This window comes from Streptomyces sp. NPDC019890 (assembly GCF_044903445.1).
GTDB lineage: Bacteria > Actinomycetota > Actinomycetes > Streptomycetales > Streptomycetaceae > Streptomyces.
Window position 1 is genome coordinate 191,509 of sequence record NZ_JBJDQK010000008.1, and the last position, 14,405, is coordinate 205,913.

Annotated in this window: 9 protein-coding genes; 7 read left to right on the forward strand and 2 right to left on the reverse strand. The window is 70.7% G+C overall.

From position 1 onward, the window contains the following. Window positions 1-14 precede the first annotated feature (14 nt). From ACI2LP_RS22955 to ACI2LP_RS22970, 4 genes are read left to right on the forward strand one after another with little or no spacing between them, the layout of a single operon-like run. Window positions 15-1,139 (forward strand): hypothetical protein, encoded by a 1,125-nt coding sequence (locus tag ACI2LP_RS22955; RefSeq protein ID WP_404726368.1) that lies wholly within the window; start codon window positions 15-17, stop codon window positions 1,137-1,139. Next, a complete protein-coding gene (locus tag ACI2LP_RS22960; RefSeq protein WP_404726369.1) occupies window positions 1,120-4,119 on the forward strand; it encodes an AAA family ATPase in 3,000 nt (999 codons plus the stop codon). Before ACI2LP_RS22955 ends, ACI2LP_RS22960 begins: the two co-directional genes overlap by 20 nt. Continuing rightward, window positions 4,116-5,240: a trypsin-like peptidase domain-containing protein gene (locus ACI2LP_RS22965; protein ID WP_404726370.1), complete on the forward strand. Its 1,125-nt coding sequence runs from the start codon at window positions 4,116-4,118 to the stop codon at window positions 5,238-5,240. The genes ACI2LP_RS22960 and ACI2LP_RS22965 overlap by 4 nt, the downstream gene beginning before the upstream one ends. A gap of 10 nt (window positions 5,241-5,250) precedes the next feature. Next, a complete protein-coding gene (locus tag ACI2LP_RS22970; RefSeq protein ID WP_404726371.1) occupies window positions 5,251-6,315 on the forward strand; it encodes a trypsin-like serine peptidase in 1,065 nt (354 codons plus the stop codon). Between the two features lie 17 nt (window positions 6,316-6,332). On the opposite strand, the gene ACI2LP_RS22975 is transcribed toward ACI2LP_RS22970, so the two are convergent. Beyond that, entirely contained in the window at window positions 6,333-7,118 is a 786-nt protein-coding gene (locus tag ACI2LP_RS22975; protein ID WP_404726372.1) for a VOC family protein, read from the reverse strand. Window positions 7,119-7,665: 547 nt separating this feature from the next. On the opposite strand from ACI2LP_RS22975, the gene ACI2LP_RS22980 reads away from it, so the two are divergent. From ACI2LP_RS22980 to ACI2LP_RS22990, 3 genes are all read left to right on the forward strand, one after another. Then, window positions 7,666-9,357, forward strand: coding sequence for a S8 family serine peptidase (locus ACI2LP_RS22980; RefSeq protein WP_404726488.1), 1,692 nt, complete (start codon window positions 7,666-7,668; stop codon window positions 9,355-9,357). Between the two features lie 164 nt (window positions 9,358-9,521). Further along, window positions 9,522-12,446 (forward strand): AAA family ATPase, encoded by a 2,925-nt coding sequence (locus ACI2LP_RS22985; RefSeq protein ID WP_404726373.1) that lies wholly within the window; start codon window positions 9,522-9,524, stop codon window positions 12,444-12,446. Between the two features lie 172 nt (window positions 12,447-12,618). Next, window positions 12,619-13,305: a VC0807 family protein gene (locus tag ACI2LP_RS22990; RefSeq protein WP_404726374.1), complete on the forward strand. Its 687-nt coding sequence runs from the start codon at window positions 12,619-12,621 to the stop codon at window positions 13,303-13,305. Between the two features lie 6 nt (window positions 13,306-13,311). Here ACI2LP_RS22990 and ACI2LP_RS22995 read toward each other — a convergent pair whose 3' ends face one another. After that, complete coding sequence (locus ACI2LP_RS22995; protein ID WP_404726375.1) at window positions 13,312-14,346, reverse strand: ArsR/SmtB family transcription factor; 1,035 nt, start codon at window positions 14,344-14,346, stop codon at window positions 13,312-13,314. Window positions 14,347-14,405: the final 59 nt, after the last annotated feature.

Sequence of the window (14,405 nt, forward strand, 5' to 3'; positions counted from 1 at the left end):
TGGGTAGGTGCGCTATGCCGTTGGCCGAAACGGAATGGGACCTCGTCACCCTCTGGGTACGGGAGTACCTGCTCGACACCACCGATCCCCACACTCAGCTCGCCCAGTACGGATTCTCCGCGGATTTCATCTCCGCCCTCGCTCTGACGGCGGTCAGTGGGGAGAATGCCCGCGCACTCGTTCAAGCTTCACGCAAAGACATCCAGCGGCAGCTCGCACTCGTCGAGGCCCTCGCCTCGGTCGACCGGTTGTCCGTGCTTCCGGAAATCTCCAAGGCCCTTGAGTTCCGCGACCGCCTGCGCGAGGACTGCCGCGCCCATGCCTCGGAGGACAACTTCCGTACCTGCGTCCTCAAGAACGGGACAGAGGTCTTCATCGACCGTCAGAACCTGCGGGAAACACTGCGCCGGTTCGTCGAGGACCCCGAGAAGTCCGTGCTGCTGGTGGACGGGGAACCGGACAGCGGCAGGTCATACACCTACAACCTCATCCGCCACATCGGGCAGCACCACGGATTCCGTCCGGCACGAGTGACCCTGTCGCACACCTCCACCGCGGACAAGGTCATCCGCCGGATGGCGGAGTTCGTCACCGACCCCGGCGCGGGAATGTCACCGTTGAACCCCACCGAACTGAACGACCTGCTGCCCTCGATCGACGACGCCGTGCACTGGGTGGTCGGCAGGGCGACAGCCGTCGACGACCGCCTCTGGCTGGTCCTCGACGAGTGCGACAAACTCGCCCCCAGCTCCGACATGTGGGACTTCATCGGACAACTGGCCCTCGCCATCTACGAGCACGCGGCGGTACGCGGCGACCAGGCTCCCCGCCTGGTGCTGCTCGGCTACGGGCCCGCGATGCGTCAACTGCCCTACGACCTGCGGGGAAGCCTCTGCTGGGACACGGCCCGGGTCGCCGAACCCGCCGATCTGCGCAGCTTCTTCGACCAGTACTTCCACGAATCCCCTCCCACATTCCTCAAGGCCGGAGCACCCGCGGAGTCGACGATCACCGAATTCGTCGACGTGGCCGTCCAAGAAGTACTCGCGGCGGCGGAAGCGGCCGCCGGCGGCGAGAGCTACATGCGGAAGATCTGCACGGCAGCGGAGGGGGCGATTCGTGTCTACCGAACCCTCTGAGGCGCGCAGGATCTTCACCGAACGACTGCGCCGGGAACTGCGCGGCGGCGACGACCGCAGCCACGTCGTCTCGGACGCCCGCGGCGCATACCGGCAAGCCGCCTGCCTGCTCACCCACTTCGATCCCATGCTGCTCCGGCTGCCCGGCGAGGAGCGCGCCCACGGCGGCGCGCTCCTCGAGCTTGTCGACGACTGTACGACCATGGGCCGCAAGGACAGGGCCCTGTGGAGCCTCAAGGCCGATGTCCGGGACCGCGCGCTGCGATCTCTCGCCGGCCCGGAAGCAGCCCGGCTCGCGCTGGAGTGCAACCTCGATCAGTTCCGGGACGAGGAGTCCGGGCCGGAGCGCAGCGCTTTGGCCCATCTGTCCGGCGAGGGGCCGTCGCCGAAGGACCAGAGCGCCGACGAACTGGCCGACACCCTCCAGGCGGTGCTGTGGCTGTCGCGCATCCCGGGCACCAGCGGGCTGCCGGACGCCCGTGCACTCCAGCACTCCCTGGAGCGGGCCAGACTCCTGCAACCCCTCGAACGGCTCGCACAGGGAACGTTCCATGGGCGCACCCGCGAACTCGAGGAACTGCGCAGCTACATCGACCTGCCCACCGAGGCCGAGGCCGATGCCGCCCGAGCGGAACAGGCCGGAGGCAACCCCTCCGCCGGCCTCGACAGCGCACCCGTGCCCCCACTGGTCATCCACGGGCCCGGCGGCATGGGCAAGAGCACCCTCCTTGCCGAGTTCCTCCTCGACAGCGTCCACGGCCACACCGCCGGCTTCCCCTTCGCCTACATCGACTTCGAGCGGCCCACACTCTCGATCCACGAGCCGGTCACCCTGATCGCCGAGGCCGCGCGGCAGCTCGGCATCCAGTACCCCACTCACCGTGCCGAGCTGGACGCCCTGGCGGACGAGTGCCAGCAGGCGGCGCGCAGCCAACGGGAGGGCCAGGACCGTGTGACGAAGCTGCACGAGCTCGCCACCACCCGGTCCGTCCTCGGACGCAGCTCCTCGCAGGAGTTCCAGCTGCTCGCCACCGAGCGCGAGACGGACCTCATCCGGCGGGTCGCCGACGTACTGGTCCGCGCCGTGGCGGCAGCACACCAGAAGATCCCCCCGTTCGTGCTGGTCGTCGACTCGTTCGAGGAGGCCCAGTACCGCGGTTCCCCGGTGGTGGGGAGGATGTGGGCGATCTGCGTCGCGCTCCAGTACGTCTACCCGCGACTGCGCGTCGTCGTCTCCGGGCGGGCTCCCGTCGGCCATCCGGCAGGCGCCATGACACCGCTGGACATCGAACTGCACGAACTCGATCCGTCGGCGGCCGTCGGTCTTCTGATGTCCTGCGGCGTCAAGGATCCCGATGTGGCACGGGCGTTGGCCGACCGGGTCGGCGGCCACCCGCTGAGTCTGAAACTGGCCGCCCGGGCAGCCACACTCGCCGGAAGCGAAGCCGACCGGATGGGCGAACTGATCCGCAGCCTGCCCGCCCGGCGCCGGCAGGTCTTCCGCCGCGTCGACCAGATGCTCGTCCAGGGCATCCTCTACGACCGCATCCTCAACCACATCGCGAACCCGGACGTACGCCGTCTTGCCCATCCGGGCATGGTGCTGCGGGTCATCACCCCCGACATCATCAAGGACGTCCTCGCCGAGCCGTGCGGCCTGCGGGTGGACACCCTCGACGACGCCCGTCTCCTCTTCGACGAGCTCTCCCGCCTCGACCTGGTGGAACCGGCCGGACCCGAGGCCGTACAGCACCGCGGCGACGTACGCGCCATCATGCTGCGGCTACCGGGCAGCGACCGCACCGACGTGATGCGCACCGTCGAACGGCGCGCGGTCGCGTACTACGCCGCGCGGGACGGTCTTGAGGCACGCGCCGAGGAGATCTACCACCGGCTGCGGCTCAACGAGAACCCGCGGTCGGTGGAGGAGCGGTGGCTGCCGGGAGTCGAGCGGTTCCTCGTCGGCGCAGAGCAGGAGATGGCCCCCAGAGCAGCCGGCCTCCTCACCGCCAAGCTCGGCGGTGGGGCATCCGACCACGTCATGGCGGGCGCCGACCAGGAGGACTGGGAGCGGATCGCCGCCCGTGAGGTGGAGGATCTTCTGGCGCAGGGCTTCGCCGACGAGGCGTTCGTCCGGCTCGCGGAACGTCGGCCCTGGACGCCGTGCAGCCCGCTGCACTCCCTGCTGGCGGAGACCCTGAACCGGCTCGGGCAGCCGGAGGAGGCCCGCAGGGCGACGGCGGACGCCATCGACTCCGCTCAGAGCGCGGGTTGCACGGAGCGGCAGTTGGAGCTGCTGTTGCTCTCCGCCCGTCTCTCGGAGGACGCGGGCGACCTGGAAAGCGCCGACGGCGATCTGCGTACGGCGGAGGACATCGCGGTCGGCCTCGGGCAGGACCTCGAAGCAATGGGAGCGCTGCTCGCCCGGTCCTGCCTCGCGGCCGACGCCGATGCCCCGGATCTCGAAGCCGACAACCAGCTCGCCAAGAAGCTGCGGCGGCTGCCCGACGCCGTTCTCGCCGACCAGCCCGTACTCGTACGCGCCGTCGCTTCGCAGGTCTACACGCAGGATCCCGGGGCGCTCGAGCACGCGGTGGAGGTCGTGGGTCTGCCGACGGACGACGCGGCGCTGGAAACCCTGGGCACGGCGATACGGCATGCGGCCTCCCGCCAACCAGCGCTGCTCGGAACCCTGATGGACATCCTCCGCGACGCCGCGGGACCGGCCCGGTCGCCGGAGGGAGCCGGCCCCTCCAACACCACCGACATCCTGCGGCTGGCTCGCGACCGCGGCACCCTCGACGTCCTCGCCCGGCGGCTGCTTGCCGTCCATGACGAGCGCGGTGGGATCGCGGCAGGGGTGGCCGCCGCCATGGGCGCGGGAGCCGCCGGGCGTACTACGCAGACACGCGGCCGCCGCGTGGCGACGAACAACAGCGCACGCGAAAGGAACGGCCCACCACGGCCTGATCGGGCATGAACGCGTACCTCACGCCGGAAGAGATCCTCCAGGTGCGCGACGCCGCCCTTGAGACCGGGCTCGCCGACCCGATGGTCCGGCCGCTGCTGTTCGACGGCATCATGCCCAAGTACCGCGGCACGCTGCCGCTGCTTCCCGCACCCGGACGGCAGGTGCACTCGGACCTCAACGAAATGAACCGGGTCGAGCGGCTGGTGGACGGCTCCGTGCCACTGGAGATCTGGCTGCGCAACGCCGTCGCCCAGACCACCGAAGCCGAAGCTCTCGTCGTCCTGCAGCGCGCCCTGGACGATGTCGCGCGCAGTGCCGGAGGCGAGCCGGACATCGTCGCGCAGCTGCCCGCCCCGGAAATCAAGGAAGAGATAGTCCACCGCGACGACACGGTCCCCTTCGACTTCCTCCGCGGCGGCGACCGGGCCGGACTGGCGGTCGCCCGCATCAAGGTTCCTCCCTACCAGGGCGGCTCCCCGCTCCAGCCGAACGGCTTCCCGCACGCCGGCACCGGCTGGCTCATCGCTCCTGCCCTGCTCATCACCAACCACCATGTGGTCAACGCACGGACCGGCACGGGCAAGGACCGCCCAGGGGCCGACCCCGAAGACCTGCGACTCCAGGCGCGGCATGCGCACGCCCGGTTCGACTACGACACGGACGACGTGGAGAGTGAGGAGGCCACCGTCAGTGAACTCGTCGCCGCGGACAGGGAACTCGACTACGCGATCCTCCGGCTGACCGCCGAGCCCTCCCGGCCGGTGCTGAAGCTGGCGAGGCAACCACTGGCCGTCACCCAGGGTGATTTCGTGGCGGTCAACATCATCCAGCACCCCGGCGGCCGGCCGAAACGTGTCGCCCTGCGCAACAACCTCGTCTACGAAGCCGACGAGCACGATGTGCGCTACTTCACCGACACCCGCGGCGGATCCTCCGGATCACCCGTCCTCACGGACGACTGGAGGGTCGTCGCGCTCCACCGGGGGACACGGCGCGTGGAGGACGTGATGTTCCAGGGCAGGGCGACTGCCTTCGTCAACGTCGGTACGCAGATGAACAGTGTCATGCGCCATCTGAAGGCCAACAACCCCGGCATCCATGCCGAGATCGAGACGGCACAGCACGACTGAGGAGGGCGACATGGGTAATCGCAGCAGGTCACCGGTGGCCACCGACCCCCAGCGGGTCTTCACCGACCTCCGGGAGGTCGCGCAGCGGGTACGGGAGGGACTGTGGCAGGAAGTCCCCGAATCGTCGGCGGAACTCCCCGCGGAGGAACAGCCGGGCGGGCAGATATCCCAGTTCGCCCAGCAGGAGCGGGACCGTGTGCTGTCGGCGGGCGCGGACGGCCTGGACAAGCTCGCCGAGGGGCGCGCGGACGAGATCAGCGACGACGAGTCCTTCGGCATGGAGGCCATCGTCCTGCTCGAAGGCAGACCCGCCATCCTCATCCAGAACCATGACTTCGCGCCGCAGGAGGGCGACTGGGCGGTCCTCGACGGCCACCGGGCCGCGATCCGCGAGTCGATCGCGCGCGTGGGAAGGGTCGAGGTCTCGGGACACGCCAGCCTGGACTGGCTCGGCACCGCCTTCCTCGTCAGCCCGGACGTCGTCATGACGAACCGTCATGTGGCGGTGGAATTCGCCCGCGCCGACGGCGCCGGGTGGACCTTCCAGCCGGGCATGAACGCCCGGATCGACCTGACCGAGGAGTACGGCGCGCCCCTGGGGGACGGCGGACCGGCGTACCACGTCGATGAGGTGCTGGGCATACACCAGGACGTCGACATGGCCCTGCTGCGTGTTTCCCCCGCCACGGGCGTCCCGGCACTGCCGACCCCGCTCCCGGTGGCCGCGGACTCCCCCGCCGACCTGCCCGGACATCCGGTGTACTGCGTCGGCTATCCGGCGTACGACGGCCGGCGCAACGAACCGGAGTCGATGAGCAGGATCTTCATGGACATCTACAACGTCAAGCGCCTCCAGCCCGGCACCACCACGGAGCTCGCGTCCCAGCAGAACGTCGTGAAGCACGACTGCTCCACGCTGGGCGGCAACAGCGGCTCCCCCGTCTTCGACCTCACCGACCACCGCGTCCTCGGCCTCCACTTCGGCGGCCGATACGGTCTCGGCAACTACGCCGTACCTCTGTGGCGGATGGTGGACGATCCTCTGCTGCGCCGCGCCGAGGTCAACTTCGTCTGACCGTCAGGGCCGCGGACTCAGCGGTCAGCGCCGCGGATGACGGCCGAAGGAGCGCCGAAGGGGTCGGTGAACATGGCCAGACGGCCCACACCCTCCGCGTCGATCGGCGGGATGAGCGTCGTGGCACCCTGCCGGGTGGCCTCGGCGAAGGTGGCGTCGACGTCGGTCACTTCGAAGTACGGATGCCACTCGGAGCGGGAGCCCGCCGCCAGGTGCTCCTTCTGCAGCTGCATGATGCCGCCCTGCGTGGCCCTCTCGCCGCCGCCCTGGGGAGAGACGACGGTGTAGGTGATACCGGCGACCTGCATGTCCTCGTAGTCCCACGAGAACACGGAGCGGTAGAAGTCCTTCGCGGCGGCAGCGTCCGTGGTGTACAGCTCGGTCCAGGACAGCGTGTTCACATCGTTGACCGCTTCCAGGCCCTTCGTGTCGCCGGGCTGCCAGGCGGCGAATCGGGCCCCGGTCGGGTCGGTGTACGCCGCCATCCGGCCTTCCGAGAAGACGTCCATGGGCGGGACACGGACGGTGCCGCCGGCCTGCTCGACGGCCCTGGTGGTGGCGTCGGCGTCGGCGGTGTGGAAATACGGCGTCCAGGCGGAGGCCGCGCCCTCTTCGGTGAGCGGGCCGATCGCGGCGACGGTTTTCCCGTTCAGCCGCAGGAAGCCGTACCCTCCGGCTTCCGGTCCCATGGTCAGCAACTCCCAGCCGAACAGGGCTCCGTAGAAGGCGGCGGCCGCTTCGACGTCGGGGCTTCCCAGGTCGAGCCAGTTCGGCGCGCCCGGGACATATGTGGTGGTCAGCATCGCGGTTCTCCTCCCGCACGCGCGCGGGGACGGTTTGCGGTCAGTCGCCTTCAGCGTGCCAGCCCGCACTGACATCCGCCGTTGCGTGCGACGCGACACGCCGTGACCCTGCCGCGCCCCGGTCACTGCTGAGGGACCCGGCCACGGGGTGACAAGGGTTTTCCCCGTATCGGGTTCATCTCCGCGTTCCCTACTGTCTGCCGCACCGGCGAATTCCAGCCCCTGATCGTTGAATGTCAGGTGCATGTAAATCGTGGGTTCCGCCGGCGGCGGCCCTTGACCAGGGGCCGTCGCGCCGACGGCGGCGTCAGGGCGACCCGGCCCAGGGAACCGCGGATCGCACCCCCACAGCGAACCGCGGTTCCCACGCCGCCTGCCGCCTCCGCACCGTCAGTTGAAAGGGAACACCTTGAACGGTTCCAGACGGAGACTCATATCCGTCGTGGCCGCGAGCGCGACGATCGCCGCCGTCGCCGCCACGTCGTCCGTGGCACTCGCCGCCACCCCGCCGGCCCCCTCGCCGAAGCCCGCTCCGGCTTCGCAGTCCATGACCGGGCTGCCGACCGCAGCGGTCGAGAGGGTCATCGTCACCTACAAGTCCAGGACGACCGAGGCCACGTCCAACACGGCGGCCAGGAGCGACGCGACGGCCAAGGCCGCCGAGACCGGCGAGAGCCTGTCGTTCGAGCGCCGGCTGGCCGGCGGCGCGGCTCTGGTCGACCTGGGTGGCAAGGCGTCCAAGAAGGAGCTCACCGAGGTCCTGGACGCATTCCGCGCCGACCCGTCGGTCGCGTCCGTGGAGCCCGACATCCGCGCCTACGCGATGGCGGTCACCCCGAACGACACCGAGTACACCAAGCAGTGGGACCTGTTCGAGGCCACCGGCGGCATGAACGTGCCCGGCGCCTGGGACAAGACCACCGGCAGCGGCGTCACCGTCGCCGTCATCGACACCGGCTACGCCGCCCACACGGACCTGGCCGCCAATGTCGTGTCCGGCTACGACTTCATCTCGACAGCAGCGGACGCCCGGGACGGCAACGGCCGGGACAGCGACTCCAAGGACGAGGGCGACTGGAGCGCGACCGACGGCGAGTGCGGCACCGGTTCCAAGGCGAGCAACTCCTCCTGGCACGGCACCCACGTCGCGGGCACGATCGCGGCAACGACGGGCAACAGCAAGGGCGTTGCGGGTATCGCGTACAACGCGAAGATCCAGCCGGTACGTGTGCTCGGCAAGTGCGGCGGCTCCTCCGCGGACATCGCCGACGCGATCACCTGGGCGTCCGGCGGCACCGTCCCGGGCGTCCCGGCGAACCCGAACCCGGCCAAGGTCATCAACATGAGCCTCGGCGGCGCCAGCGCCACCTGCCCCAGCGTCTACCAGAACGCGATCAACGGCGCCGTGTCGCGCGGCACCACGGTCGTCGTGGCGGCGGGCAACAGCAACGCCAACGCCTCCGGCTTCACCCCGGCCAACTGCTCGGGCGTCATCAACGTGGCGTCCACCTCTCGCGAGGGCAACCGTTCGTTCTACTCGAACTTCGGCTCCATCGTCGATGTCTCGGCTCCCGGCGGCGAGACCCGCCGCGCCACCGACACCCCGGGCACCGTCACCACCCCCGAGAACGGCATTCTCTCCACGCTGAACTCCGGGGCCACCACTCAGTCGACCGAGAACTACAAGCCCTACCAGGGCACTTCGATGGCCGCCCCGCACATCGCCGGGCTCGCCGCGCTGCTCAAGTCGGCCAAGAGCACTCTGACCCCGGCCGAGATCGAGGCCGCGATCAAGAGCAACGCCAGGCCACTGCCGGGCACGTGCACGGGCGGCTGCGGCACCGGCATCGCCGACGCGGCGAAGACCGTGAACGCCGTCACCGGCACCACCGGCGGCACAACGTTCAGCAACACGGCGGACGTGACGATCGCGGACCTCTCGACCGTCAGCTCGTCGATCGCCGTCACCGGCCTCACCGGCAACGCCCCCGCCGCCCTCAAGGTCAACGTGGACATCAAGCACACCTGGCGCGGCGACCTGGTCATCGACCTGATCGCGCCGGACGGCACGGTGCGCAACCTCAAGGCCTCGTCATCGTCCGACAGCGCCGACAACGTCCTCGCGACGTACACGGTCGACGCGTCCAGCGAGGTGGCAGGCGGCACCTGGAAGCTGCAGGTCCGCGATGTGGCATCGGGTGACACCGGCTACATCGACTCCTGGAGTCTCACCTTCTGAACCACCCCAAACAACCGCATCACAGCTGGTCAGGGGCGCGTTCGCGGCATCTCGCCGCGGGCGCGCCCTGCCGCCTTTCCGGGCGCGTGTGTCCGCATGCCGGACACACAGCCTGGACGGGGGTGGCCTGATTCGTATGCTCTGCTCTCAACGGGCAGAGTCCCGTGCAGGCCACGTGGGGGGTGGTGGGGGTGACAACGGCGGCGCACCGCCCTGCACCGGTCGGGCGGGGGGAGCTACTCACACGGCTCGAACGGGTCCTGCACACCCGCGGGCGTGCCCTGCTCACCGGCCCTGCCGGGGTCGGCAAGACCGAGGTCGCCCTGGCCGCCGCCGCGCGCGCCGAGTCCCGCGGCGAGACCGTACTGTGGCTCGCCACTCTGCCCTCCGACCGGGACATACCCGGCGCGGCCGCCGCCGCCCTGGTCGCGACCATTTCTGCCTGCACGTCCTGGCCCGCAGTCCGGCCGCGCGGCGGCACCGACAGCGACGACGTCCTCGGGGGACTGCCCGGACCGCAGCGGACCGCCGTCGCCATGCTGTGCCGCGAGGCGCCCGTGCCCGACGACGGCTGGGACCCCATCGCCCTGCGGCTCGCCCTCGCGCAGATCCTGCGGACGCTCGCCGCACACGGCCCCGTCCTGCTCGTCGTCGACGGCGTCCAGCGCATCGACGCCGACAGCGCCGACCTGCTGCGGTTCGCCCTCCATCTGGCTCCATCAGCGCTACGGGTCGTCGCCGTCGAGACCCCGGCGGCGTACGGACCCGACACCTCCACCACGAGTACCCCGCCGCAGGACGCTGCCTGCCCGGAGCCCCTGTGGGTGCCGTCCGAGGCCGACATCCTCAACGTGGCGCCGCTGCACGCCGACGAGATCGCCGAACTCCTCATCCACCACCGGCTGCCGTCCCGGATGGCCGGCCGTATCCACAAGGCCAGCGGCGGCAATCCGCGTCTCGCGCTCGCCGTCGGCCGGTCCCTCGCCGACGCCAGGACCCCGGTGCATCACGCCGAGGCACTGTCCCTGTCCGGGCGCGCACGCGATCTCGCACGTCAACTGCTCGGCGCCGCCTCCCCCGGCGTGCGTGACACGCTCCTGCTGGCCGCACTGGCGCTGCGCCCGACGGCTTCGCTGATCCGCCGCACGGGCCGCCCCACGGCCGAGGCCGACCTCGCCGCCGCCGAGCGGGCGAATCTCATCTCACTCACGGAGGACGGGACGGTCGCCTTCACGGCCGGGCTACTGCCCTCCACGCTGGTGCACGACGCCGGCTGGGCCGAGCGCAGCGACGGCCATGCGGCTCTCGCGCGGGTCGTGGACGACCCCGTCGAGGCCGTACGGCACCGGGCGCTGGCCACCGACGTCCCCGACGAGCAACTGGCAGCGGAGGTCGCGGCCGCGGCCGACACCGCGCGACGCCGCGGGAACAGCGCACTGGCTGCCGAACTCGCCCTGCTCGCCGCCGAGTCCACGCCCGGCTCACACAGCGCGCAGCGGCTCGCCCGGCTCGTCGACGCCGCCGAGGAAGCCGCCCGCGCCGCCCGCGCGGACCTTGCGATGCGCGCCGCGACCGATCTCCTCGCGCGTGACGCCGCTCCCGCCGACCGCGTTCGCGCGCGGCTCGCGGTGCTGGACACGGCCGGGCAGGGACTGACCGACCTCGACGAGATCTACGTCCACGCCATGGAGGACTCCGAGGGCGACACGGCACTGCGGGCGGCCGTCCAGCTGCGGCTGGCTGTGAAGCACGTGCTGGCCGACGGTGATCCCGTACGCTCCCGGGCCGCCGCAGTCGAGTCCGCCGTGCTCGCCTCTTCGGTCGGCGACCGTACGACGGCGGCCACGGCGCTGACCGTCCAGGCGCGCATGGACCGCGTCCTGGGCTCGCCGGACGCCGAGCAGGTCCTCACCGAGGCACGAGCCCTCGAGATGGTCGTGCGGCCGCTGGGCATCCGGAACGCCGCACAGATCCTGACGATCCGCCATGCGCTCTTCGACGACCGGCTCACCGACGCCCGCGACCAGCTCAACGCCCTGCTGCCGCTGGTCGAGCGCCGTGGCCCGGTGGAGGACGCCATCGAGCTGTTCCACACGCTCGCGGAGATCGACGCCCGGCAGGGGCAGTGCGCGGCATCGCTCGCGCACGCCGGACGGTCACTCGCCCTGACCCTGGAGGCCGGCCTCTCGCCGGGGCCCGCCTGGTACACGCTGGCTCTCGCGGAGAGCGCCGGCGGCAGTTTCGCCCGCGCCGCGAGCTACGCCCGGCGCAGCGTCCAGGCATCCGAGGAGGAGGGCGACCATGTCTTCCTCTCCCGCAGTCTGTACGCACTCGGCCGGGTCCAGCTCGTGGTCGGGGATGTGGCGAATGCCCTGGAGACCCTGCGCCGGGTGCAGTCCGGTGAACACGCCCAGTCGACCGTCGACCCCTCCATGCTGCGCTGGCACGAGGAGCTGGCCGAGGCGCTGATCGCGAACGATGCCCCCGAGGATGCCGCGGCCCTGCTCTCCGATGTGCGGCCCGACGCCGAACGCCTGGGCCGCGCAACGGTGCTGCTCGGCTGCGACCGGGCGTACGCCCTGTATCTGGCGGCGGTCGGAAAGCCCGATGAGGCGGCAGCGCTGCTGACCGAGACCGCCGATCGCTTCGCCGCGGCGGGGCTGCCGCTGGCACGCGGGCGGACGCTGATCGCGCTCGCCCGGGTCGAACGCCGCCGCCGCAGACGGTCGGCCGCGCAGAACGCGCTGCAGACGGCGGCCGCGGTCTTCGAACGGGCTGGTGCGTCGCCCTGGCTGGCACTGGTGACGGAGACACCGTCCCGTACGACCGAACCCGACCCGGCCCGCGGCGGCGCCGTGTCCTCCCTCACGGAGGCGGAGTTGCGGCTCGCGCAGCTGGTCGGCCAGGGGGCCAGCAACCAGGAGGCGGCGGCGAAGCTGTATCTCAGCGTGAAGACGGTCGAGGCGCGGCTCACCCGCATCTACCAGAAGCTGGACGTCCGTTCGCGCGCCCAGCTGGCAAGCGCCCTCAACGCGTGGCCCGCCCATCGGCCGCCGACGGACACGACGGACGGCCCGGCGGCGGACTGACGAGCGGCTCCGTCGGATGATCGAGGCTCATCGGGGACATTCCGACGTACACCCGAACCGGCTGACAAATGTCATGCCGGACTCAGGACGCAAGGCTCTGCAGGGGGCAGGGCCCTTCCCGCGAAGCTGTTCCCGTCATCCGGAACCCAGCGACAACGGAGGAACCCGCATCATGGACAGCAGCAACCGCAGCCCCCTCGTGCAGAGTCTGACGCCGCTGATCGTCGAGGCGGGCGTGCCGATGGCCGCGTACTACGTCCTCAAGGCGGGCGGGCTGTCCACCTTCGCCGCACTCGCGATCAGCAGTGTCCTGCCGGCGGTGCGGACCGTGTGGGGTGTCATACGGGAACGGCGCCTCAACCGGTTCGCCGCGCTGATCCTGGCCGTCAATCTGATCAGCCTCGCGCTGTCCACGGTGAGCGGCGACCCGCGCCTGATGCTCGCCAAGGACAGCGGCGTCAGCAGTGTGATCGGCCTCGGAATCCTCCTCTCCGTCACCACCGGCCGCCCGCTGATGACGACCGCGCTGAAGCCGTGGCTGACCAAGAACAGCGCGGAGAAGACCGCCGCCTGGGACCTCCTGATGGCCACAGATCCCCGCTTCCGCCGCGGTGAAGCACTGTTCTCCGTGGTCTGGGGCACGGCGCTGCTCGGCGAGTGCGTGGTGCGCATCGTGGGCGCGTACACCGTGCCGGTCGACACGATGGTCGGACTCGGTACGGTGATCCTGCTCGTCGCCATCGGCGCGGCGATCGTGACCTCCGGAGCGCTCGCGATCGGCCCGATGGAGAAGCTGATCGACCGCGAGGTCGCCCGGGTCCCCGCCGGGCGCACGCAGGTCCCCGCCGGGCAGCATTGACACCCTCTAGGTAACCGGCTGTGCGGCGTTCGCGCCCTCGAGCGGCGGCTCCGCCGCAACCGGTATGCCGGCGCCGAGCAGCCGAAGGCCCAACGGGGTCACCGCATGCAGGACGTACTTGCCCTCACGGCGGCTGGTCACAAGGCCGCCGTCGCGCAGAACGCTGATCTGGTAACTCACGCTCGGCAGAGAAATTCTGACGGCCTCGGCCACCTCGGACGTGGTCCGGGCGCGCCTGTTGGCCACCTCGATGAGGACCGCCGCCCGGGTGCGTCCGAGCAGCCGCACCAAGCCGTTCTCCGTCGCCCGCGCGACGTCGATCGGTACTTTCGGCACCGGATAGACGAGCACCGGGGGCAGTTCGGGGTCCGCGAGGGCGGTCGGCCGGCGCCAGCAGAAGTACGAGGGGACAAGATGCAGACCGCGCCCCTCCAGATGCAGGTCGCGGTCGACCGGGTAGTCCACCTCCAGCACCGGGGAGTTCCATCGCGCCAGCGGGTGCAACCCTTCCAGGAGTGTCTGGGTACCCCCTTCCAGCAGTGCGTGTGCGCGCTGACTGACATCGTTGCCCACCGCGGTGCGGATGGTGGGCCAGTAGGGGCGCAGCAGTGCCCCGTGATAGGTCGCCAGGGCGCCTGCCAGGGAGTGGAGTCCGACGCGCCCCAGGCCCATGGAACGGGTCCAGCCCGGGACCGGCCGGGACTCGGCCAGCCGCGCCATCTGGCCGGCCAGCTGCCCGCGCGGCGTGCCACGCACCTGCTCGAGGCCCTCGGCCAGGTCGGCACCGGTGATGGACGGTGTGAGGAAGTCCGGGATGTAGCCGGTAGCGGGGATCAGGGTCCGCAGCAGTTGCAGGGACCGGTGCACGACCGGATCCCTGCGGAGCCTGTGGTGGGCCGAGCCACGCCAGTCTCCGAAGTCGAGCCGTCCCTGGCCGGTCTGTAATCGGCAGACACTGCAGACCAGCTCCCACAGTGGATCGGGCTGCGAGGCGATTCGGATGTTCTGGAGGTCATGAGAGGTGAAGTGAATGCGGAGCATGCAGCCTCTTTCACTCGCCGGCCCTGTACGGGCCCACGGCCGCCCCCCGTTAGCGCGGC

Coding starts and splice junctions, on each gene's coding strand:
- ACI2LP_RS22955 (WP_404726368.1), top strand. CDS start 15: ATGCCGTTGGCCGAAACGGAATGGGACCTCGTCACCCTCTGGGTACGG.
- ACI2LP_RS22965 (WP_404726370.1), top strand. CDS start 4,116: ATGAACGCGTACCTCACGCCGGAAGAGATCCTCCAGGTGCGCGACGCC.
- ACI2LP_RS22970 (WP_404726371.1), top strand. CDS start 5,251: ATGGGTAATCGCAGCAGGTCACCGGTGGCCACCGACCCCCAGCGGGTC.
- ACI2LP_RS22975 (WP_404726372.1), bottom strand. CDS start 7,118: ATGCTGACCACCACATATGTCCCGGGCGCGCCGAACTGGCTCGACCTG.
- ACI2LP_RS22980 (WP_404726488.1), top strand. CDS start 7,666: ATGACCGGGCTGCCGACCGCAGCGGTCGAGAGGGTCATCGTCACCTAC.
- ACI2LP_RS22990 (WP_404726374.1), top strand. CDS start 12,619: ATGGACAGCAGCAACCGCAGCCCCCTCGTGCAGAGTCTGACGCCGCTG.
- ACI2LP_RS22995 (WP_404726375.1), bottom strand. CDS start 14,346: ATGCTCCGCATTCACTTCACCTCTCATGACCTCCAGAACATCCGAATC.